We start from the raw sequence: 20,051 nt of genomic DNA on the forward strand, positions 1-20,051 counted from the left end.
TTCTCCTTGGATCTGCTGATCTGGGTTGGATCTGCCGTTCTGGCTTGGGTCTGTTGGTGTCGGCGGGGGCGGCTAGCGGGCGCTGATGGCCACCGCGCGGCGGGCCTGGGCGATGACGCGGGCCAGGCCGGTGCCGGCCAGCCACGCGCCCACCACGTCCACGCCGTCCAGGTCCGCCAGGGCCTGCTGGACCTTGGCGCGGCGCTGCGCGGCGGCGCCGCCCTGCAGCGGCACCATGTCGTTGAAGCGGGAGACCGCGCTGCCGAGCACGTCTTCCTGCTGCAATTGAACACCGAGAATCTTTGAGGCGTCTTTGACCGCCTGCTGGAGGAGCCACTCGTCATCGCCAGATTCGACGATCGGTTCGTGCTCCCCGATGCGGCCGAAGGACAGCCGCACCACGTGGGTGCCCGGCCCTGCCTGCTCGGCCAGCCACGGCCACTTGGCGGTGGCATGGGTCAGCGCCTTGGCCACCAGCGGGGCGCCGCGCGAGACCAGCACGCCTGATCCGCGCGGGGACTCGTCCAGCTCCGGCTTGTCCACCACGAGGGTGACCAGCGCGATGGCGTTGGCCTCGGAGTGGCCCGCGATCTGCGCGTCGGCCGGCAGCAGCGGATTGAGCAGGCCCAGGGCCGGTTCGGCCGGGGTCGCGATGACCACGCGGTCGGCCTTCAGCTCCTGGCCCAGGGTGTGCACGGTGTAGGGCTGCGCGGCCTGCGGCTGGCGGCTGACCGCGGTGACCGGTGAATTGCGCACCAGCGACACCCCGGAGGCCTGCAGCTGGCCGGTCAGCGCCTGGACCATGGTGAACATGCCGCCGTCCAGCCCCGCCACCCGGGATCCGGCCGGGGCGGCGGACTGCAGCTGGGTCACGGCGCAGGCCAGCGAGCCGGTGGACTGCAGCGCGGCGCGCAGGCCCGGGGCGGCCGCGTCGATGTCGATCTGCGCCGGATCGGTGGAGTACACGCCGTTGACCACGGGGGCCACCAGCTCGTCGAGCACGCCCTGGCCCATGCGCGAGCGCACCACCTCGGCCAGCGACAGCGGCTCGGTGGCCCACTTCTTGCTCATCGGGGTGATCAAATCCGCCGCGGCGCGCACGGTGGCGGCGCGGCCGATGATGTGGCGCACCTCGTCGGTGCGCACGTGGCCGGGGATGCCCATCAGCGAGGTCGCGGGCAGCGGGTTGGCCAGGATCTTCTCCCCATCGCCCTGGATCAGCCAGGCGCTGGCCCCGGAGGTGGCGGCGATGGAGCCGGAGAGGTCCAGCTCGTCGAGGTAGGAGCCGACGATTCCGCCGCGCACGGCGAAGGATTCGGCCCCCGCGTCCAGCTGCAGGCCGGCGACCTCGGCGCGGCGCACGCACCCGCCGAAGCTGTCCGCGGCTTCCAGCACCGTGACGCGGTGCCCGGTCTGGCGCAGGTCGCGCGCGGCCACCAGGCCGGCGACGCCGCCGCCGATCACTACAGCATGCGGGGCCGGGTCGGGCGCATCCTTGGCGGCGCGCTTGTGGGCTTGGGCATCGGTGGCGCTGCGCACCTTTTCCAGCAGGCGCAGCGCGTGGGCGGCGGCGTCGGAGGCGATGACTCGTCGCGCCTTGGGAGCGGGAGTCCGGGTCGAGGCTTCCGCCGCGTTCTCGCTGCGCTGGTCCTTGCTCACGTACCGATGCACCTTCTGTCTTTGAATCGTTTGCTGCGGTGCGCACGCCCGGGGTCGGCCCCCGAGGCGTCCGCCACCGCGATGACGCCTGTAAAACCTAGCTTAGTCCTGCCGGGCTACAGGGAGTGGATGAGCTCCACCACGCGGGTGAGCACGGTCGGATCCGTGGTCGGCGGAACGCCGTGCCCCAGGTTCACCACGTGCCCGCGCGCGGCCTTGCCGCTGGCGACGACCTCGCGCACATGCGCCTCGAGGACCTCCCACGGGGCTGAAAGCAGTGCCGGGTCGATGTTGCCCTGCACCGAGACGCCCTGGCCCAGGCGCTCGATCGCGGTGCCCAGCGGGATGCGGTAGTCCACACCCACGGTGTCCACGTTCACGTCGCGCATGGCGGTGAGCAGCTCTCCGGTGCCGGTGCCGAAGTGGATCAGCGGCACCCCCAGGTCGCGCACGAAGTCCAGCGAGCGGGCGGAGTACGGGGCGGCGAACTTCTGGTAGTCCGGCAGCGACAGCGAGCCGGCCCAGGAGTCGAACAGCTGGGCGGCGGAGGCCCCGGCCTCCACCTGGGCGCGCAGGAACTTGCCCGAGGCGTCGGCGGCCCACTGCATCAGCGCGTCCCAGACCTCCGGCTCGGCGTGCATCATGGTGCGCGGGCCCAGGTGGTCGCGGCTCGGCTTGCCCTCGACCATGTAGGCGGCCACGGTGAACGGAGCGCCGGCGAAGCCGATCAGCGGGGTGCTGCCCAGTTCGGCAACGGTCAGGGCCACTGCCTGGCGGATGGGTTCCAGGGCTTCGTCGGTCAGCTCCGGCAGAGCCGCGACCTGCTCGGCGGTGCGGATCGGTGTGTCCAGCACCGGGCCGACGCCCGGGACGATGTCCACGCCGATGCCGGCCAGGCGCAGCGGGATGACGATGTCGGAGAAGAAGATGCCCGCGTCCACCTTGTGGCGGCGTACCGGCTGGAGAGTTATCTCACTTGCCATGGCCGGGTCGAGGCACGAGTCGAGCATGCTCACGCCTTCGCGCAGCTTCAGGTACTCGGGCAGCGAACGCCCCGCCTGGCGCATGAACCACACCGGATGGTGCGACGGCTCGCGACCGGTCAGGGCCTGAATCAATGCGGAATCTTGGGTACGTCCATCGATCATCGGATGGTTCTGCGACAGAGTCATGATTCAATTCTGCCAACTCTTGCCTTTAAAGCCCATTTGGAGGGACACATGCTCACTCTCCGCTGAAATTAAGCGTCTGACGGGGATTGACCTTAGGCACACCTGCGTTGTTTATCCGGGGCGTTGAGCTTAACCTAGGGACATTGTGGTTTTCTTATCTCTTGTCGCATCGCATTCGCAGCTCGACCTTGAGACCGTGGCACAAATCAGCGCCTCGGCCAGCGGGCTCGCAGCTGCCTCCGTTAACGGTTCGGCAGCTATCAATGGCGCCGTCGTGCTGGCCACCTGCAACCGCTTCGAGGTCTACGCGGACGTGGAGCACGTCGAAGACGCCACCGAGCACCTCGTGTCCCATCTGGCGGCCACCACCGCGCTCAGCGCCGATTTCCTGGCCCGCCAGCTGACGACCCTGGAGGGCGACCCGGTCATCGAGCACCTCTTCTCAGTGGGCGCCGGACTGGACTCAGCCGTCGTGGGCGAACGCGAAATCGCCGGCCAGGTCCGCCGCGCGCTGGCCCAGGCGCAACAGGAGAAAACCACCACCAGCAACCTCACCCGGCTGTTCCAGAACGCCACCCGGGCGGCCAAGGACGTCGGCAGCAACACCAATCTGGGTACCCAGGGCAAGTCCGTGGTAGCGGTCGCCCTGGACCTGGCCGAGGAGCTCACCAACGAGGCGACCTCCTGGGCCGACCAGAACGTGGTGCTCTTCGGCACCGGATCCTACGCCGGCGCCACCATGGCGCTGCTGAAAGAACGCGGCGTCGAGCGCATCAGCGTGTACTCCAGCTCCGGACGCGCCGCCGAATTCACCGGCAAGCGCGGCGGCTTCCCGTTGAGCGACGAGCTGCTCCCCCAGGCCCTGCGTGAAGCCGACATCATCGTCGGCTGCTCCGGCGGCGGACAGCGCCTCGACCGCGAAGCCCTGGAGGCAGTTCGCGTGAAGAACCACCCATTGATCGCCATCGACATGGCGCTCACCCACGACTTCGATCCGGCACTGGTCGAGATGGCCGACGTCGAGCTGATCACCCTGGAGTCGGTGCGCATGGCCGCCCCGACCGACCAGGCCCTGGCCGTGCACGCCGCCAGCCGCATCGTGAAGAGCGCAGCCAAGGAATTCTCCGCCGCCCAGCGCGAACGCGAAGCGGACTTCGCCATCGTGGCCCTGCGCCAGCACACCAAGGCGGTGCTCGACGCCGAGGTCGCCCGCGTCCGCGCCCAGCACGGCTGCACCGCCGCCGCGGACGAGGTCGAACTGGCTATGCGCCGCATGATGCGCCAGCTGCTGCACATTCCCACCGTCCGGGCCCGCGAGCTGGCCTCCGAGGGGCGCACCGCTGACTATGTCACCGCGCTGGAGACCCTCTACGGCCTGGAACTGCGTGAACCGGAGTCACCGGCCAGCGCCACGGCGCCGGCCGCCTGCCCGGTGGACACCACCGCGCGCACCGCGTAGCGGCACCCGTAATTCTCCCGCATAGTTACCGTTCCACCGCGATGCGTGGAATACTACTTGCAAGTAGGCTCCCGGAAGATTTTCAAAATCCACAATGACGTGGGCGGAGCCTTGCACAGGGGGAAGGTCGAGGTCGACATGGCTGAAGCAGAAGCGCTCAAGGGACATCGAACGCAGCGAATGCCGCGGGAAGCGCGGCGCCGCCAGCTCCTCCAGGCCGCGCACGAGGTCTTCGTCGGCAACGGATACCACGGAGCCTCCATGGACGACATCGCCGACGTGGCCAAGGTTTCCAAACCCGTTTTGTACCAGCACTTCCCCGGCAAGCGCGAACTCTACCTGGCGTTGCTGGACTCTCATCTGGCGGATTTCAGCCGCCGGCTCGACGAAGCCATCCAGTCCACGGACGACAACCGGCAGCGCGTTTTCGCCACGATCAACACCTATTACCAGTACATCAAGAGCGAGTCGCAGGCCTACCGCCTGATTTTCGAATCCGATGTGCTCTCCGATCCGCTGATCGCCGCGCGCATCGAGGAATTCAACAACAACCTGGCCACTTCCATTTCCAAGGTCGTGGTCAAGGACACCGAACTAAGCGAGGCCGAAGGCCTGCTGGCCGGACGCGCGCTGGCCGGCCTGTCCCAGGTTTCGGCGCGCTACTGGGCCACGGGCGACGACTCGGTGGATCAGCAGACCGCAGTTGACCTGGTCTCGCGTTTAGCTTGGCGCGGAATTTCCCAGTTCCCCAAGGAAAAGTAGCTAGATTAGTGGCTGAGGGTCCCTTCTTTTAGGGCACACATTTTTCGAGAGGATCAACGACAATCATGGAAATCCGGATTGGCATTCAGAACGTAGCCCGCGAAGTCGTACTCGAGTCGGAACTGAGCAATGCAGAAGTCAACGAGAAGCTTGCTGCGGCAATTGCCGACGGTTCGGTGCTGTCCCTGACCGACCCCAAGGGCCGCGAGGTTCTCGTGCCGGCCGCTGGCATCGCCTACATCGAGGTCGGCCCGGAGGAAATCCGCCGCGTCGGCTTCGCCCACTAATTGGCTTTCGGCAACGCGCCGCGTTGCCCGCGCTTCGGCCGGCTCCCGCTTCCCGCGGAGCCGGCCGCGGCGTTTTAATGCGGGTTGCCGCGGGATCCTAGTTTGCACCCGGCTGCGGCGTGTAGGTTGAGGTAGTACCACCCCGGCAGAGGGTTCAACTTGGAACAGGCAGGCGGCGTACCGTGACCGAACAACGTATCCACGCACCGCGGCAGGTGGCCGCGAGCGACCTCGGCGAACTGCTTCTCGCGCTGGAAACAGAGTTCGAGGTCCCCGGCGAGTTCGATGCGGCAACGCTGCAGGCCGCGCAGCAGGCAGTCGACGCCCTGCCGGAGCCCGAAGCGGACGACACCGACCTACCGTTCTTCACCATCGATCCCCCGGGCGCGACCGACCTCGACCAGGCGATGTACCTGGAACGCGCCAGCGCCGGCTACCTGGTGCACTACGCCATCGCCGACGTCCCCGCGTTCGTCCAGCTCGGCGGCGTGCTGGACGCGGTCTCCCGCGAGCGCGGGCAGACCTTCTACCTGCCGCAGCGAAAGATCACCCTGTACCCGCCGCTGATTTCCGAGGACCGCGGCTCGCTGCTGCCCGACGTCACCCGGCCGGCCTTCCATTGGCACATCGCGCTGGATGCCGACGGGGCCCTGGGCCAGGTGCGGCTGACCCGCTCGCAGATCCGTTCCCGCAGGCAGCTGGACTACGACACCGCCCAGCGGCGTATCGACGCCGGCGAGGACGACGAGCAGCTGGCACTGCTGGCGGAGATCGGCCGGGCCCGGCTGGTGCAGGAACGGCTGCGCGGAGGCGCCTCGCTGAACCTGCCCGACCAGGAAATCGTGCCGGAGTCCGACGGGTACAAGCTGGTCAGCCGCACCCCGCTGCCGCTGGAGGAATTCAACGCGCAGATCTCGCTGCTCACCGGCATCGCCGCGGCCCGCTTGATGCTCACGGCGGGCACCGGGATCCTGCGCACCATGCCGCCGCCGGACCCGCGGGACCTGAAGGCCTTCAGGCAGCAGACCCGGCTGCTGGGCCGTCCGTGGCCCGAGGACACCAGCTACGGCGAATACCTGCATGCCCTGGACCTGGGCGACCCGCGCCAGCTGGTCATCATGCACCGCGCCGCCTCGCTCTTCCGCGGCGCCGACTACCAGGTGATCGCCGGCCAGCCCGAATCCGAGCTGGTCCAGGCCGCACTGGCCGCGCCCTATGCGCACACCACTGCCCCGCTGCGCCGCCTGGTGGACCGCTTCGTGCTGCTGACCTGCCACCTGCTCTCCACCGGACAGCCGATGCCCGGAGAGCTGGAACAGGCCCTGCCCGGGCTTCCGGAACTCATGCGCGCCAGCTCCGCGGCGGCCAACAAGGTCGCCCGGGCCGCGGTGGACCTGCTGGAGGCCTACACCCTGCAGCACCGGCTCGGCGAGCGGTTCCAGGCCATCGTGCTCACCGCCGCGCAGGGCGGGGCCGTGGCGGAGAACGGCAGCGGCCGGCCGCGGCCCGGGCTGCTGCAATTGGTCGACGAGCCGGTCACCGGCAGCTTCACCGGCCGTGCCGACGCCGGCACGCTGGTGACCGCCGAGCTCGTGGAAGCCGACCCGCGCACCCGCCGAATCCACTTCGAAATAGTCTCCCGCGGCTGACGAACCGCTGGATTCCGGCCAAACAAGTTATGCTGGTCAGTATTACTACTGAGGATGCCCGATCGCACAGCGCTGAAAGTAAGACCAGTTACCTGATGACTTCCCAGCGGTCATCATTCCGCAGGACCCCGCCGTGGGCTTCCCGCGTGCATCGAGCGATCGGCTCCGCTGGACCCGCCTCCCTTCGGGCGCACCCCCTGGATTTGCAGGGCAGGTCGACCCCGCCGGGAAGCCAACATGAAATGAGACAAGAGACATCGTGAGCGACACGACGCTAACGGCACCAGCTGCCGACACCCCGGAAGAGAACACCCCCGTCGAAGCCCCGAAGCAGAGCTTCGCGGAACTGAAGGTACGCGAGGACATCGTCGCCTCGCTGCTCGAGGCGGGCATCGAATTCCCCTTCCCCATCCAGGCGCTGACCCTTCCGGTGGCCCTGGGCGGCAATGACATCATCGGCCAGGCCAAGACCGGCACCGGCAAGACCCTTGGCTTCGGCATCCCGGCCCTGCAGCGCGTCATCCGCGAGGGCGACGCCGGCTACGAGGACCTCGAATTCCCCGGCGCCCCGCAGGCGCTGATCGTGGCCCCGACCCGCGAACTGGCCATCCAGGTCGGCGCCGACCTGGCGCAGGCCTCCAAGCATTCGAACATCTCGATCACCACCATCTACGGCGGCCGCCCCTACGAGGAGCAGATCGCCGCGCTGAAGGCCGGCACCGACGTCATCGTCGGCACCCCGGGCCGCCTGATCGACCTGAACCGCCAGCGCGTGCTGAACCTCAAGCAGATCAAGACAGTGGTGCTGGACGAGGCCGACGAAATGCTGGACCTGGGCTTCCTGCCCGACGTGGAGCGCATCCTCGCGGCCCTGCCCCCGGTCCGCCAGGCCATGCTCTTCTCCGCCACCATGCCCGGCGCCGTGATCACCATGGCCCGCCGCTACATGTCCCGCCCGACCCACATCCGCGCCCAGGATCCGGACGACGACGGCTCGCTGACCAAGCGCAACATCCGCCAGCTGGTCTACCGGGCGCACAACCTGGACAAGGATGAGATGGTGGCCCGCCTGCTGCAGGCCGAAGGCCGCGGCAAGACCATCATCTTCACCCAGACCAAGCGCTCGGCGGCCAAGATGGCCGACGAACTGATCGACCGCGGCTTCAACGCCGGCTCGCTGCACGGCGACCTGGGCCAGGGCGCCCGCGAACAGGCGCTGAAGGCGTTCCGCTCCGGCAAGGTGGAAATCCTGGTCGCCACCGACGTGGCCGCCCGCGGCATCGACGTGGACGACGTCACCCACGTGGTGAACCTGCAGTGCCCGGACGACGAGAACACCTACCTGCACCGCGTGGGCCGCACCGGCCGCGCCGGCAACAACGGCACCGCGGTGACCTTCGTGGACTGGGATTCGGTGCCGCGCTGGTCGCTGATCAACAAGGCCCTGGGCCTGAGCGTCCCGGAACCGGTGGAAACCTACTCTTCCTCGCCGCACTTCTTCACCGATCTGGACATCCCCAAGGGCACCAAGGGCCGCCTGCCGCGCGCCAAGAAGTCCGCTGCCGCCGAGGGCGACGGCTCGCCGCGCGAGTCCTCCTCCCGGGAACCGCGTGAGAACCGCGAACGCACCCCACGCCGCCGCAGCGGGTCACGCACCCGCACCCGCACCGTGAACGGCCAGAGCCAGGAGCGCGGCGGGCAGCAGGACTCCGGAGCCGAGGAGCAGGCCGGGGCGCGCCACGGGCATTCCAAGGGCCGCCAGGACCGGCCGTCCCGCGAGGCCGAGCGCCACCGCGAATCCCGCGTCTCCGGCGAGGACGGTGCAGCGCAGGACACCTCCAAGCCGCGCCGGCGCCGTCCGCGCCGCCGCACCGGTGGAAGCGGCGAGGCCGGCTCGCAGGACTAGTCCCGTGATCCGCAGCCCTCAGCACTCCGAAAGGATTCAGTACCCAGGTGCTCGCACAACCTGAAGATTCAACCCTGTCCGCGGCCGCGGCGCTCTCCGGTTCCCCGGTGAGCGCCCCGGCCGCGGGCAACACCGTGTTCCACGGCGACAACATGACGGTGCTTGCAACCCTGCCCGACGAAAGCTTCACGCTGATCTACGTGGATCCGCCGTTCAACACCGGACGCAAGCAGACCCGTGCCGAACGCACCATGGTCCGCGCCGAAGAGGGCGAAGGCACCCACGTGGGGTTCAAGGGCCGCAGCTATACGGCGGAGATCGGCCAGTCGCGCTCCTACCACGACAGCTTCGACGACTACCTGAGCTTCATCGAGCCGCGCCTGCTTCAGGCCTACCGGCTGCTGGCCGAGGACGGCACCCTCTACGTCCATCTGGACTACCGGGAAGTGCACTACGTCAAGGTGCTGCTGGATTCGATCTTCGGCCGCGAGTGCTTCCTGAACGAACTGATCTGGGCCTACGACTACGGGGCGCGGGCCAAGAGCCGCTGGCCGGCCAAGCACGACACCATCCTGGTCTACGTGAAGAACCCGAAGAAGTACCACTTCGATTCGACGGAAGTCGACCGCGAGCCCTACATGGCCCCCGGCCTGGTGACCCCGGAAAAGCGGGAGAAGGGCAAGCTGCCCACCGACGTGTGGTGGCATACCATCGTCTCCCCCACCGGCAAGGAGAAGACCGGCTACCCCACGCAGAAGCCCGAGGGCATCCTGCGGCGCATCGTCGCGGCCTCCTCGCGCCCCGGCGACTGGGTGCTGGATTTCTTCGCGGGCTCCGGCACCACCGGCGCGGTGGCCGCCAAGATGGAGCGGCGCTTCGTGCTGATCGACCAGAACACGCAGGCCATCGAGGTCATGCACGCCAGGCTGCCCGAGGGCACGGCGTTCGCCACACTGGACGGCTCGCCCGCCCCGGAGCCGCGGACCGGCGGCTAGCGCAGCAGCTGGGCGCTGATCCCGGTGCCCTGCGCCAGGATGCGCTCCAACATGTCCGGCTCGGTGAGATTCTCGCCGAGCCGGTTCAGTTTTCCGGTGCCGTGGTAGTCCGAGGACCCGGTGACGATCAGGTCGTGCTCCTTGGCCAGCGCCAGCAGCTGCTCCTTGCCCTGCGCGGAGTTGTCGCGGTGGTAGACTTCCACCCCGGCCAGCCCTGCCTCGATCATCTCGTGGATCGTGGAATCGGGCACCACCCGGCCGCGCAGCGAGGCCTTCGGGTGGGCGAACACCGGCACGCCGCCGGCCTCGCGCACCAGGCGCACCGCCGCGGCGGGGTTGATGGCAGGATGCGACACGTAGTAGCGCGAGCGCGAGGACAGGATGTTGGCGAACGCCTCGTTGCGGTGCGCCACCACCCCGGCGGCCACCAGCGCGTCCGCGATATGCGGGCGGCCCACCGTGGAACCCGGCTGGCAGTGCTCGGCGACCAGCTCCCAGCTGATCGGGTAGTCCTCCGCCAGCCGCTCCACGATGCGCTGGGCGCGCACGATCCGCGAATTCAGCGCCACCGCCAGCTCGTCGAGCAGCGGCTGATAGGCCGGGTCGTGCAGGTAGGACAGCAGGTGCACGCTGATCCCGTGCGAATCCTGGCAGGTGATCTCCATGCCGGGAACGAAGCCGATCCCCAGTTCCGCGGCCTTGGCGCGCGCCGCGGCCCAGCCGGTGGTCTGGTCGTGGTCGGTCAGCGCCACCACATCCAGCCCCGCCGCGGCCGCCGCGGCGATCAGCTCGGCCGGAGTTTCCGTGCCGTCGGAAACGTTGGAATGGGTGTGCAGGTCGATTCGCATACTCTCTAGAATATCGAAGTGCGCACGTTCTTTGGCGGCGCAGAGCTGATGGTGACACACTGGAATGTATGACCAATCAAGTTTCATCGCCTTCGGGCAGCGACCAGCCATTGGAAGACCGCGTGAACAACCGTTCGCAGCGTCCGACTTCCGAATCATTCAAGCAGTTCATGGCCTCGAACTGGGCCGCCGACACCTCGCAGCTGCCGGACGCCGATCCGTCCGCCGGCTACGCCGCCGCCCGCCGCGCCAAGCTCTCCGCCGCCTACCCGGGCGAGCGGCTGGTCATCCCCGCGGGCCCGCTGAAGGTCCGCACGAATGACACCGACTACCGCTTCCGCCCGCACTCGGCCTTCGCCCACCTCACCGGCCTGGGCGTCGACCATGAGCCGGATGCCGTGCTGATCATGGAGCCGACCGACGACGGCGCCGGAGACAACGGCAGCAACCACGCGGCCACCTTGTACTTCGCCCCGATGGCCGGCCGCGATTCCTCGGACTTCTACCTGGATTCGCGCTCCGGCGAGTTCTGGGTGGGCCCGCGCCCGACGCTGAGCACCATGTCCGCCCGCACCGGCATGCCCACCGACTCGCTGGAGCAGCTGGAACTGGCGATCACCAAGAACTCCGGCCCGCAGGCCATGGGCGGCATCCGCATCCGTCTGGTGCGCCAGGTGGACCTGAACGTCGAGGCGCTGGTGGACACCAGCCGCATCAACACCTCCCAGGATCTGGAGGCCTCCGACGCGCTGGACAACGAGCTGGCCGAGTTCCTCTCCGAGCTGCGCCTGGTCAAGGACGAGTACGAGATCGCCGAGCTGCGCAAGTCCGTGGCCGCCACCATCAACGGCTTCGAAGACGTGGTGCGCAGCCTGGATGCGGCCATCGCCCACGACCGCGGCGAACGCATCGTCGAAGGCTCGTTCTTCGCCCGCGCCCGCCTGGAAGGCAACGATCTGGGCTACGACACCATCGCGGCCTGCGGCAACAACGCCACCATCCTGCACTGGATCCGCAACAACGGGGCCGTGAACGAGGGCGAAGTGCTGCTGCTGGACGCCGGCGTGGAAGCCGACTCGCTGTACACCGCGGACATCACCCGCTCCCTTCCGGTGTCCGGGAAGTACACCGAGGTGCAGCGCCGCGTCTACGAGGCCGTGCTGGACGCCGCCGACGCCGCCTTCGCCGCGGTCAAGCCGGGCCTGAAGTTCCGCGACCTGCACCAGATCGCCACCCGCGTGCTGGCCGAACGCCTGTCCGAGTGGGGCATCCTGCCGGTTTCCGTCGAGGAGGCCATGAGCCCCGAGGGACAGCAGCACCGGCGCTGGATGCCGCACGGCACCAGCCACCATCTGGGCTTGGACGTGCACGACTGCGCCCAGGCCCGCGCCGAGCTGTACCTGGACGCCGAGCTGGAAGAGGGCATGGTCTTCACCATCGAGCCGGGCCTGTACTTCAAGAACGAGGACCTGGCGATCCCCCAGGAATACCGCGGCATCGGCGTGCGCATCGAGGACGACATCCTGGTCACCGCCACCGGCGGCGAGTCGCTGAGCGCGGCGCTGCCGCGCACCGCCGACAACGTCGAAGCCTGGATGGCCAAGCTGCGCAGCTAGCCGTACCGGTTTTAAAAACCGCTGGCCTTCATCGCCCCGAGGGGTTGGATGAAGGCCAGCGGTTTTTGCGCTGCCGGCGGCGGCTAGGAGTTCTTGTCCTGGCCGGCGTCTTCCGGAGCGCTCGAAGCTGGCTTCTGCGGCTGGTCGGCGGCGGGCTGCTCGTCCTCGGGCTGTTCGCGGACCTGGCTGCGGCCGATCTCAACCGTCGGCTCGACCTCGGACAGGTCCCGGGCCGGTGGGGCCGCCGCCTGCTGCTCGGTGCCGGCTGGCTGTTCGGCCGGCGCCGTTGGCGCGGCCTGCACGCGCACGCCGTAGCGCGGGCGTCCGTCCGGAAGGTCCGTGAACTGGCTGCTCGGGGCCTCGGTCGACGCCGGGGCTGGCTGCAGCGCGGCCCCCGGAGCCTGTGCCGGGGCCGCAGGCTGGGTCGGGACGGAGGCCGGAGGCTGCTGCATCGGGACATTCGGTGCCGAGGCGTGCGGACGCATCGGCAGCTTGGACGCGAGCTGGCGGGCGGCCTGCGCATTCTCGAAGTCAACCACCACGTCGAAGCTGGTGGCCACGAACTGGCTGGAGGAAGCGAAGTCGCGCTTTCCGCGACGGGTCGAGTAGCTGATCACGCCGGCGATCATCCAGATGGCCATGCCCAGGCCGATGGCGGAGAGGATCTGGTAGACGCCGTTGCCGCCGCCGAACAGCGAGAGCAGCAAACCGACGAACAGGCCCATCATGGCGCCCTGCGCGGCCCCGGCCAATGCGACCTTCGGGTAGGACAGCTTGGCGGTCACGCGTTCCACGGTGCGCACGTCGTTGCCCACGATGGTCACGGAGGCCACCGGGAAGTTGTTGTCGGCCAGGTAGTCCACGAGCTTCTGGGCGTCGAGGTAGCTGGTGTAGCGCCCCAGCAGCTCGCCGCGCGGCAAGCCGTTGGTGCTGATCGAATTTACTCCTTGTGGCGAGGTCATATCTATATTGTGCACGGTCATGCTGTGTTTGCACCCAGTTGTGAAGCCCGGATCACTGAGGGCGAAAGAATCCATCCCCGGATGTGTCACCGCGCACCGCGCGAACGCACCGGGCACGATAATCTAGAAGGGTGAACTCACAAGTGTCTAAAATCTTCGTCGCCCGGCTGCTCGGGCTGGACGTCTTCGACCCCTTGGGCGACCGTCTGGGACGCTTGCGAGACGTCGTCGTGGTCTCCCGCGGGCCCAAGAAGCCGCCGGCCTGCGTCGGCGTCGTGGTCGAGGTCCCCGGAAAGCGCCGCGTCTTCGTGCCCATGACCCGCATCCAGTCCATGGAATCCACGCAGATCATCTGCTCGGGCCTGGTCAACATGCGCCGCTTCCAGCAGCGCGGCCAGGAGCTGCTGGTCGTGGCCGAGCTCTTCGACCGCACCATCACCTTCACCGACGGCTCCGGCCGCGGCGTCATCGAGGATGTCGGCCTGGCCCAGACCCGCCGTGGCGACTGGGAGATCAACCAGTACTACGTGCAGCGCGGGGTCGCCACCCCGGGGTTGCTCGGGTTGCGCAGCCGCAAGCGCGACAAGGTGCTGGTTTCCTGGGAGGACGTCAGCCACGGCAACCAGAGCGAACCGCAGTCCGCGGACAACTTCGTGGCTACGCACGACGACATGAAGGCCGCCGACTTCGCCGACGCGTTGCACGAGATGAATGAGAAGCGCCGCCTGGAAATCGCAGCGCATCTGCAGGACGAGCGCCTGGCCGACGTGCTGCAGGAGCTGCCGGACCGCGAACAGGTGGAGATTCTCTCCGCCCTGGGCCTGGAGCGCGCCGCCGACGTGCTGGAGGAAATGGACCCGGACGACGCCGCCGACCTGCTTTCCGAGGTCTCCGAGGAAACCAAGCACCAGCTGCTGGAGCTCATGAACGAAGAGGAGGCCAAGGACGTGCGCCGCCTGCTGGCCTACCCGGAGGGCACCGCCGGCTCGGTGATGACCCCGGTCCCGGTGATCCTCACCCCCGAATCCACCGTCGCCGAGGCGCTGGCCTCGGTGCGCATGGAGGAGCTCTCCCCCGCCCTGGCCTCCACCGTCTACGTGGTGCGCCCGCCGCTGGAGACCCCCACCGGGCGCTACCTGGGCCAGGTGCATATCCAGGCGCTGCTGCGCGCCGCGCCGCCCGAGCCGCTGGGCGACATCCTGGACACCGAGCTGGAGCCCATGTCCGACCTTGCGAACATTTCCGAGGTCGTGCGCCACCTGGCCACCTACAACCTGACCAGCGTCGGGGTGACCAACAAGGAAGGCCGCCTGGTCGGGGCGATCACCGTGGACGACGTGCTCGACCACATCCTGCCCGACGATTGGCGTTCGCAGGACTAAGAACTTTGGAACCGGTCCGCCGGTTCGCCCGGCCCCGGCGCAGCCCGGGCCGCACCGCATCGATCAGTAGCAAAGGAGTTCGCCACCATGGCTGAACAGCGCAAGACCAGTGGCCTGGATACTCCCCTTGCAGCACGCCAACGCTTCTGGCCTAAGTTCTCCCCCGACCCGGACGCGTTCGGTTCCACCACCGAGAAGTTCGCCCGTTTCATGGGCACCCCGCAGTTCCTGGTCTACATGACGATCTTCTGCGCGTTCTGGCTGATCTGGAATTCCATCGCCCCGGTGGCCTGGCGCTTCGACGACGCCTCCATCGGCTTCACCGCGCTGACCCTGATGCTCTCGCTGCAGGCCTCCTACGCCGCGCCGCTGCTGCTGCTGGCGCAGAACCGCCAGGACGACCGCGACCGCGTGTCGCTGTCCGAGGACCGCGCCCGTGCCGAACGCAACCTCTACGACACCGAATACCTCACCCGCGAGCTGGCCAGCCTGCGCCTGGCGCTGCGCGACGTCGCCACGCGCGACTATGTGCGCTCGGAGCTGCGCAACGTGCTGGAGGAGCTGCTGGAGACCACCGACGGCGAAGAGCTGAACCTGCGCGCCAAGCGCAAGTCCAAGGGCGGCAATCCGCAGACCGGACTCATCGAGACGGTGCAGCCGGGCCAGAATTCCAACCGAAAGAACAACTAGTCGTGAGTTCGAACGAAGCACTGCTCAGGGCGCTGGACTCGGTCATCGACCCGGAACTGCGCCGTCCCATCACCGAGCTGGGCATGGTCGGCGACGCCAGGCTCGACGGCACCCGTGCCGAGGTCACCATCCTGCTGAGCATCGCCGGGTGCCCGCTGCGCTCCACCATCGAAGCGGACGTGCGCGCGGCTTTGCTGACGCTGCACGGGGTGGAACAGGTCGAGGTGGCCCTGGACGTGATGGATCCGCAGCAGCGTGCGGCCCTGCGCGAACAGCTGGCCAGCCGACGCACCCCGTTCTCCGACCCGGCCTCGCTGACCCGCGTCATCGCGGTGGCCAGCGGCAAGGGCGGGGTGGGTAAGTCCTCCATCACCGCCAACCTGTCCGTCGCGCTGGCCGCCCGCGGCTTCAAGGTGGGGTTGATCGACGCGGACGTGCACGGCTTTTCCATCCCCTCGCTGATGGGAATCAAGCAGAACCCCACGCGCGTGGACGACATGATCCTGCCGCCGGTGGCGCACGGCGTGAAGGTCATCTCCATCGGCATGTTCCTGGATTCCAACCAGCCGGTGATCTGGCGCGGGCCCATGCTGCACCGCGCGTTGGAGCAGTTCCTGTCCGACGTGTACTTCGGGGACCTGGACTTCCTGTTCCTGGATTTGCCGCCCGGCACCGGGGACATCGCGATCTCCGTGTCCCAGCTGCTGCCCAACAGCGAACTGCTGGTCATCACCACCCCGCAGTCCACCGCCACCGAGGTGGCCGAGCGCGCCGGAACGATTGCGCTGCAGACCAAGCAGAAGGTCATCGGCGTGGTGGAGAACATGAGCCACCTGCGGACGCCCGACGGCAGCAAGATGGAGATCTTCGGCTCCGGCGGCGGCGCCAAGCTCAGTCAGTCGCTGGGCACGCAGCTGGGCTACCCGGTGCCGCTGATGGCTCAGCTGCCGCTGGAGGAAGCACTGCGCGAAGGATCGGACAAGGGAATCCCAGTAGTGCTCTCCGCCCCGGGCTCCCGGGCTGCCATCGAGTTGAGCGCACTGGCCGATTCGCTGGGCCAGCGCCCCCGCGGCTTGGCCGGACGCAACCTGCCCATGTCCCTCCAATAGCAGCCGGGCGCCGTCCCCCGGACCATCCGGCCCGGCCACTCCGCGGCCCCGGCTGGTGCAAAACAGATCCCCGGCTCTGCAGTTCTCTGGAACTGCGGGCCGGGGATCTTCTGCTGTCTTAGGTGGCTTTGCGGCCTAGGTGGCTTCGTCGTCGAACGGGGCGCTCTCGTTCAGGCCCAGCGGAGCCTGGGTGGCGGTGTGGGTGGCCACGGAGGTGTGAACCGGAGCCGCCGCGGCCGAGGACGGCTTGCCCTTGGCCACATTGACCGCGTCGTCGAATTCGTCGATAAGCGCTTCCTTAATGATGCGCCGCGGGTCGTATTGGCGCGGATCCAGCTTGCGCCAATCCATGTCGGCGACCTCGTCGCCAACCTCTTCGCGCAGCTGCTCCTTGGCCCCGTTGGCCATGCGGCGAATTTCCTTGACGAGGTTTGCCAGTTTTTTGGCATAATCAGGAAGCTTCTCGGGGCCGAGCACGACGACCGCGATAATGGCAAGAATAATGAACTCGCCGCCATTGATACCTAGAAAATCCACAACACCAAGATTACCCTGTCCGACTCGAACTAACTAAGCCACCGGCGTTGCGGCCAGCTTGCGCCCTATCCCTGGACCGCGGTGCGGCGGCCCAGCGGGATCAACGGCAGCGACATGGTCTTTGCCTGCTTGTTGGACGGGTTGCGGTGCGCCAGGGCATCACGCAGCATTGCTCGTCCACGGTGGATGCGCGAACGCACGGTTCCCAGTTTCACGTCTAGGACCTGGGATACCTCTTCGTACGAGAACCCTTCCATGTCACACAGGACGATTGCTGCCCTGAATTCCGGGCTCAAGGCCTTCAGCGCCGCTTGAACATCCACATCGAGATTGTGGAATTCAAAGTAGCGCTCCGGGGAGATCACCTCTCCTGGAAGCCGGTCCTCGGAGCCTTCGGCAAACCGGTCAAAGCGAATCTTGCTCTTCCGGCGCGCCTGGTCGAGGAACAGGTTGGTGGTAATGCGGTGAAGCCAGCCGCCCATGGTGCCCGGGGTGTACTTGTCCAGGGCCTTGAACGCACGGACGAATGCCTCCTGCGAAAGGTCCTCGGCATCCTGGCGGTTTCCGGTGAGCCGGTAGGCCAGCCGGAAGACGCGCTCACCATGCTCGTGAACCATCTGATCCCACGACGGAACCACAGTCTCGGGGACTGCCAGGGTGGCTGTTGAGTCATTTTGTGCATCATTCACACTTAAAGTATGTGCGCCGAAGCTGAGCTACAGCTAAGAATCGCCTGCGCGGAGGGTATCAAGTTCACCGAAGCGGTGTCGGTTGTGTGGGTAACATTGGTGATGTCCCGATTCGCTCGATCCCTAGGACTTGTCTCCCATGCCTTCCATGAATCCAGAACTTCTTGCGAGCTGGAGCTATGCCCAGACCCAGGTCCACGAGAAGGACCACGTGGCGCAGGTTCGCGAGCGCTCTGCCGATCTGGGGGTGCGCTGCATCGATCCTGCCGGTCGCTCGATGCTGCAGGTGATCTGTTCCCTGCGCCAGCCGCGCAACCTCGTTGAAATCGGCCCCGGTGTCGGTGTGGCGTCGCTGGCGATGCTCGAGGTCCTCGGACCGGAGAGCACCCTGACTGCGATCGAGTCCAACCTTGAGCACGCCAATGCGATGCGCCAGTCGCTGCGCGAGGCGGGGGTGCCTTCGGCCCACGCCCGCATCATCAACGAACGGGCCGAGAACGTGCTCTCCCGTCTGGCGGACCACGCCTATGACCTGGTGCTGATTGATGCCGGCGCGGAACTGCTGCTGGAATACGTGGCCGAGGCCAAACGCCTGGTCGGCCCGCGCGGGGTCATCATCATCAACAACGCCTTCGACGAGCACCGCCTGTCCAAGCCGGCGGTGCGCCGCACGTCCACGGTGGCCACCCGCGATGCGCTGCGCCTGCTGCGCGAGGATCCGAAGATGCAGACCCACCTGATGCCCAGCGAGCAGGGGCTGTTCGTCGCCTCGGTGCTCCCGGCGACACGGATGCGCTAGGAAACTTCCGCAACCACAAAAAGGACCGACATGATGTCGGTCCTTACTTGTTGCGGCCGGCCCGCGAGCCGGCGGCCTAGCTATTCGGTGACTTCAACCAGGCAGTTGCGCAGCTCGGTTGCTTCATCCTTATTCAGCTCGACAACGAGGCGTCCGCCGCCGTCGATAGGCAACCGCAGGATCAGGCTTCGCCCCTCCTTGGTGACTTCCATCGGACCGTCACCGGTGCGTGGCTTCATCGCAGCCATGTAAGCAATTCCCTTCGTCCGTGGCTGGTACGGCGCGGCGAGTTCCTTCGCCGCCCGCGCAACCGCATACCTGGCCCATCCTCAGGTGTAATCCATCGCTGATTAGGGGCCACTTATCTCTTATTATTGCGAATTTTCTGCCGTGTCGCTAATCACACGCCGAGACTCGAAGTCACGAATCACATTTTCTAGCCGGGTGATTTCCGCCGCGAGGACATCCAGGGTGTCGTCGACCTGGTCGCAGCGGTAGCCGCGAAAACCCAGCGAGAAACGCACTTTGTCAATGTCGCCGGCTCGCGGATGCTCCGGGAGCAGCACCGGAGGCAACGAGGCAAGAGGCTCCGCCAAACCGACGATGGGCTCGGGAACCGTCTCGAAATGCCGCCCCGCATCGGCCGCGCGGCGGCGCCCGGACAGCAGCAACGCGGTCCCGCCGACAACGAGCAGCGCAAGGAAAACCAAGGCAAACGGCATCAGCTAGCTCCTGCCCGTCGGCGCCCGGCCGGAGGCGGAGCGCCGTGCGTTCAACACGATTTGCACCGCCTCGTCCGGGTCATCGGTCACGGTGAACAAATCAAGGTCGCTTTCCGAAATGCAGCGCTCCTTGGCCACCGTGTCCTTCAGCCACTGCACCAGCCCGCCCCAGTACTCCGTGCCCAGAAGGACAATCGGGAAACTGGTGATTTTCTGGGTCTGGACCAGCGTGAGCGCCTCGAACAATTCGTCCAGGGTGCCGAATCCTCCGGGCAGGACGATGAAGCCCTGCGAGTACTTGACGAACATGGTTTTGCGCACGAAGAAGTAACGGAAGTTGATGCCCTTGTTGACCCAGGCGTTCAGCCCGGTCTCGAATGGAAGCTCGATTCCCAGTCCGACCGAAATGCCTTCAGCGTGGGCAGAGCCCATATTCGCGGCTTCCATGGTTCCGGGTCCGCCGCCGGTAATGGTGGTGACGCCGGCCTTGGCCAGCAGTTCCCCAACACGGTAGGCCTGTTTGTAGTACGGGCTGTCTGGATCGGTGCGCGCCGAACCGAACACCGCCACTGCGGGGCCGGTGCTGGACAGGGTGCCGAAACCGCTGACGAACTCGGACTGGATGCGCAGCACACGCCAAACATCTGTATGCGTTACATCCGGCTGCGGGCTCTCAAGCAGGTAGCGGTCAAGCTGCTCCTCGGACTTCTTTCCGGGCCAGCTCGCCTCGACATGCATCCGTCCTCCAGCACGAGCACTTTCTTCACTCTTACGCTTATGGACCATGCCTTCACTCTATCCGCTGCAC

Annotated in this window: 20 protein-coding genes; 11 read left to right on the forward strand and 9 right to left on the reverse strand. The window is 67.2% G+C overall.

Going from position 1 to position 20,051, the window contains the following annotated elements; genetic code table 11:
• Positions 1 to 72: 72 nt before the first annotated feature.
• Together hemG and hemE are read right to left on the reverse strand one after the other, a co-directional pair.
• The gene (gene hemG, locus JQN66_RS11240) at positions 73 to 1,659 is read right to left on the reverse strand and encodes a protoporphyrinogen oxidase (protein WP_204675031.1); all 1,587 of its coding nucleotides are present in this window, start codon (positions 1,657 to 1,659) and stop codon (positions 73 to 75) included.
• A 116-nt stretch (positions 1,660 to 1,775) separates the two neighbouring features.
• Entirely contained in the window at positions 1,776 to 2,831 is a 1,056-nt protein-coding gene (gene hemE, locus JQN66_RS11245; RefSeq protein ID WP_188946601.1) for a uroporphyrinogen decarboxylase, read from the reverse strand.
• Between the two features lie 145 nt (positions 2,832 to 2,976).
• On the opposite strand from hemE, the gene JQN66_RS11250 reads away from it, so the two are divergent.
• The 6 genes from JQN66_RS11250 (at position 2,977) to JQN66_RS11275 (ending at position 9,889) form a co-directional block, all read left to right on the forward strand.
• The gene (locus JQN66_RS11250) at positions 2,977 to 4,290 is read left to right on the forward strand and encodes a glutamyl-tRNA reductase (protein WP_204675032.1); all 1,314 of its coding nucleotides are present in this window, start codon (positions 2,977 to 2,979) and stop codon (positions 4,288 to 4,290) included.
• 138 nt (positions 4,291 to 4,428) lie between these two features.
• The gene (locus JQN66_RS11255) at positions 4,429 to 5,052 is read left to right on the forward strand and encodes a TetR/AcrR family transcriptional regulator (protein ID WP_204675034.1); all 624 of its coding nucleotides are present in this window, start codon (positions 4,429 to 4,431) and stop codon (positions 5,050 to 5,052) included.
• 65 nt (positions 5,053 to 5,117) lie between these two features.
• Entirely contained in the window at positions 5,118 to 5,339 is a 222-nt protein-coding gene (locus JQN66_RS11260) for a DUF3107 domain-containing protein (RefSeq protein WP_204675036.1), read from the forward strand.
• A 182-nt stretch (positions 5,340 to 5,521) separates the two neighbouring features.
• A complete protein-coding gene (locus JQN66_RS11265) occupies positions 5,522 to 6,988 on the forward strand; it encodes an RNB domain-containing ribonuclease (protein WP_204675038.1) in 1,467 nt (488 codons plus the stop codon).
• A gap of 259 nt (positions 6,989 to 7,247) precedes the next feature.
• On the forward strand, positions 7,248 to 8,894 hold the full coding sequence (locus JQN66_RS11270) for a DEAD/DEAH box helicase (protein ID WP_204675040.1): 1,647 nt from the start codon (positions 7,248 to 7,250) through the stop codon (positions 8,892 to 8,894).
• Positions 8,895 to 9,046: 152 nt separating this feature from the next.
• Positions 9,047 to 9,889, forward strand: coding sequence for a DNA-methyltransferase (locus tag JQN66_RS11275; protein WP_188946959.1), 843 nt, complete (start codon positions 9,047 to 9,049; stop codon positions 9,887 to 9,889).
• On the opposite strand, the gene JQN66_RS11280 is transcribed toward JQN66_RS11275, so the two are convergent.
• Positions 9,886 to 10,737: a PHP domain-containing protein gene (locus JQN66_RS11280; RefSeq protein ID WP_204675042.1), complete on the reverse strand. Its 852-nt coding sequence runs from the start codon at positions 10,735 to 10,737 to the stop codon at positions 9,886 to 9,888. The two genes, JQN66_RS11275 and JQN66_RS11280, sit on opposite strands and share 4 nt — an antisense overlap.
• A 68-nt stretch (positions 10,738 to 10,805) precedes the next feature.
• Between JQN66_RS11280 and JQN66_RS11285 the strand changes: the two genes are divergently transcribed.
• The gene (locus JQN66_RS11285) at positions 10,806 to 12,353 is read left to right on the forward strand and encodes an aminopeptidase P family protein (protein WP_204675044.1); all 1,548 of its coding nucleotides are present in this window, start codon (positions 10,806 to 10,808) and stop codon (positions 12,351 to 12,353) included.
• Positions 12,354 to 12,436: 83 nt separating this feature from the next.
• On the opposite strand, the gene JQN66_RS11290 is transcribed toward JQN66_RS11285, so the two are convergent.
• Positions 12,437 to 13,315 (reverse strand): YflT domain-containing protein, encoded by an 879-nt coding sequence (locus JQN66_RS11290; RefSeq protein ID WP_204675046.1) that lies wholly within the window; start codon positions 13,313 to 13,315, stop codon positions 12,437 to 12,439.
• Positions 13,316 to 13,446: 131 nt separating this feature from the next.
• On the opposite strand from JQN66_RS11290, the gene JQN66_RS11295 reads away from it, so the two are divergent.
• From JQN66_RS11295 to JQN66_RS11305, 3 genes are all read left to right on the forward strand, one after another.
• Positions 13,447 to 14,697: a magnesium transporter MgtE N-terminal domain-containing protein gene (locus JQN66_RS11295; RefSeq protein ID WP_188946591.1), complete on the forward strand. Its 1,251-nt coding sequence runs from the start codon at positions 13,447 to 13,449 to the stop codon at positions 14,695 to 14,697.
• 87 nt (positions 14,698 to 14,784) lie between these two features.
• Positions 14,785 to 15,387, forward strand: coding sequence for a DUF1003 domain-containing protein (locus tag JQN66_RS11300; RefSeq protein WP_188946590.1), 603 nt, complete (start codon positions 14,785 to 14,787; stop codon positions 15,385 to 15,387).
• Positions 15,388 to 15,389: 2 nt separating this feature from the next.
• Entirely contained in the window at positions 15,390 to 16,496 is a 1,107-nt protein-coding gene (locus JQN66_RS11305; RefSeq protein WP_204675048.1) for an Mrp/NBP35 family ATP-binding protein, read from the forward strand.
• 135 nt (positions 16,497 to 16,631) lie between these two features.
• Here JQN66_RS11305 and JQN66_RS11310 read toward each other — a convergent pair whose 3' ends face one another.
• Together JQN66_RS11310 and sigE are read right to left on the reverse strand one after the other, a co-directional pair.
• Complete coding sequence (locus tag JQN66_RS11310) at positions 16,632 to 17,033, reverse strand: sec-independent translocase (protein ID WP_204675050.1); 402 nt, start codon at positions 17,031 to 17,033, stop codon at positions 16,632 to 16,634.
• A gap of 65 nt (positions 17,034 to 17,098) precedes the next feature.
• A complete protein-coding gene (sigE, locus tag JQN66_RS11315; RefSeq protein ID WP_204675051.1) occupies positions 17,099 to 17,722 on the reverse strand; it encodes an RNA polymerase sigma factor SigE in 624 nt (207 codons plus the stop codon).
• A gap of 139 nt (positions 17,723 to 17,861) precedes the next feature.
• On the opposite strand from sigE, the gene JQN66_RS11320 reads away from it, so the two are divergent.
• The gene (locus tag JQN66_RS11320) at positions 17,862 to 18,521 is read left to right on the forward strand and encodes an O-methyltransferase (RefSeq protein WP_204675053.1); all 660 of its coding nucleotides are present in this window, start codon (positions 17,862 to 17,864) and stop codon (positions 18,519 to 18,521) included.
• 80 nt (positions 18,522 to 18,601) lie between these two features.
• Here JQN66_RS11320 and JQN66_RS11325 read toward each other — a convergent pair whose 3' ends face one another.
• The 3 genes from JQN66_RS11325 to JQN66_RS11335 all read right to left on the reverse strand — a co-directional run bounded on the left by JQN66_RS11325 (position 18,602) and on the right by JQN66_RS11335 (position 19,981).
• Positions 18,602 to 18,769: a DUF3117 domain-containing protein gene (locus JQN66_RS11325; protein ID WP_188946585.1), complete on the reverse strand. Its 168-nt coding sequence runs from the start codon at positions 18,767 to 18,769 to the stop codon at positions 18,602 to 18,604.
• A gap of 123 nt (positions 18,770 to 18,892) precedes the next feature.
• Positions 18,893 to 19,243 carry a DivIVA domain-containing protein gene (locus JQN66_RS11330; protein WP_204675055.1) on the reverse strand — a complete coding sequence of 117 codons (351 nt, stop codon included), beginning with the start codon at positions 19,241 to 19,243 and terminating at the stop codon, positions 18,893 to 18,895.
• 3 nt (positions 19,244 to 19,246) lie between these two features.
• The gene (locus JQN66_RS11335) at positions 19,247 to 19,981 is read right to left on the reverse strand and encodes an LOG family protein (protein WP_239463993.1); all 735 of its coding nucleotides are present in this window, start codon (positions 19,979 to 19,981) and stop codon (positions 19,247 to 19,249) included.
• Between the last annotated feature and the right edge of the window lie 70 nt (positions 19,982 to 20,051).

Source organism: Glutamicibacter protophormiae, assembly GCF_016894325.1.
Lineage (GTDB): Bacteria > Actinomycetota > Actinomycetes > Actinomycetales > Micrococcaceae > Glutamicibacter > Glutamicibacter protophormiae.

What these genes read in the sequence shown, in the direction of transcription:
- hemE (WP_188946601.1), bottom strand. Translation starts at nt 2,831, where the DNA reads ATGACTCTGTCGCAGAACCATCCGATGATCGATGGACGTACCCAAGAT.
- JQN66_RS11255 (WP_204675034.1), top strand. Translation starts at nt 4,429, where the DNA reads ATGGCTGAAGCAGAAGCGCTCAAGGGACATCGAACGCAGCGAATGCCG.
- JQN66_RS11260 (WP_204675036.1), top strand. Translation starts at nt 5,118, where the DNA reads ATGGAAATCCGGATTGGCATTCAGAACGTAGCCCGCGAAGTCGTACTC.
- JQN66_RS11275 (WP_188946959.1), top strand. Translation starts at nt 9,047, where the DNA reads ATGACGGTGCTTGCAACCCTGCCCGACGAAAGCTTCACGCTGATCTAC.
- JQN66_RS11280 (WP_204675042.1), bottom strand. Translation starts at nt 10,737, where the DNA reads ATGCGAATCGACCTGCACACCCATTCCAACGTTTCCGACGGCACGGAA.
- JQN66_RS11285 (WP_204675044.1), top strand. Translation starts at nt 10,806, where the DNA reads ATGACCAATCAAGTTTCATCGCCTTCGGGCAGCGACCAGCCATTGGAA.
- JQN66_RS11290 (WP_204675046.1), bottom strand. Translation starts at nt 13,315, where the DNA reads ATGACCTCGCCACAAGGAGTAAATTCGATCAGCACCAACGGCTTGCCG.
- JQN66_RS11300 (WP_188946590.1), top strand. Translation starts at nt 14,785, where the DNA reads ATGGCTGAACAGCGCAAGACCAGTGGCCTGGATACTCCCCTTGCAGCA.
- JQN66_RS11320 (WP_204675053.1), top strand. Translation starts at nt 17,862, where the DNA reads ATGCCTTCCATGAATCCAGAACTTCTTGCGAGCTGGAGCTATGCCCAG.
- JQN66_RS11325 (WP_188946585.1), bottom strand. Translation starts at nt 18,769, where the DNA reads ATGGCTGCGATGAAGCCACGCACCGGTGACGGTCCGATGGAAGTCACC.
- JQN66_RS11330 (WP_204675055.1), bottom strand. Translation starts at nt 19,243, where the DNA reads ATGCCGTTTGCCTTGGTTTTCCTTGCGCTGCTCGTTGTCGGCGGGACC.
- JQN66_RS11335 (WP_239463993.1), bottom strand. Translation starts at nt 19,981, where the DNA reads ATGCATGTCGAGGCGAGCTGGCCCGGAAAGAAGTCCGAGGAGCAGCTT.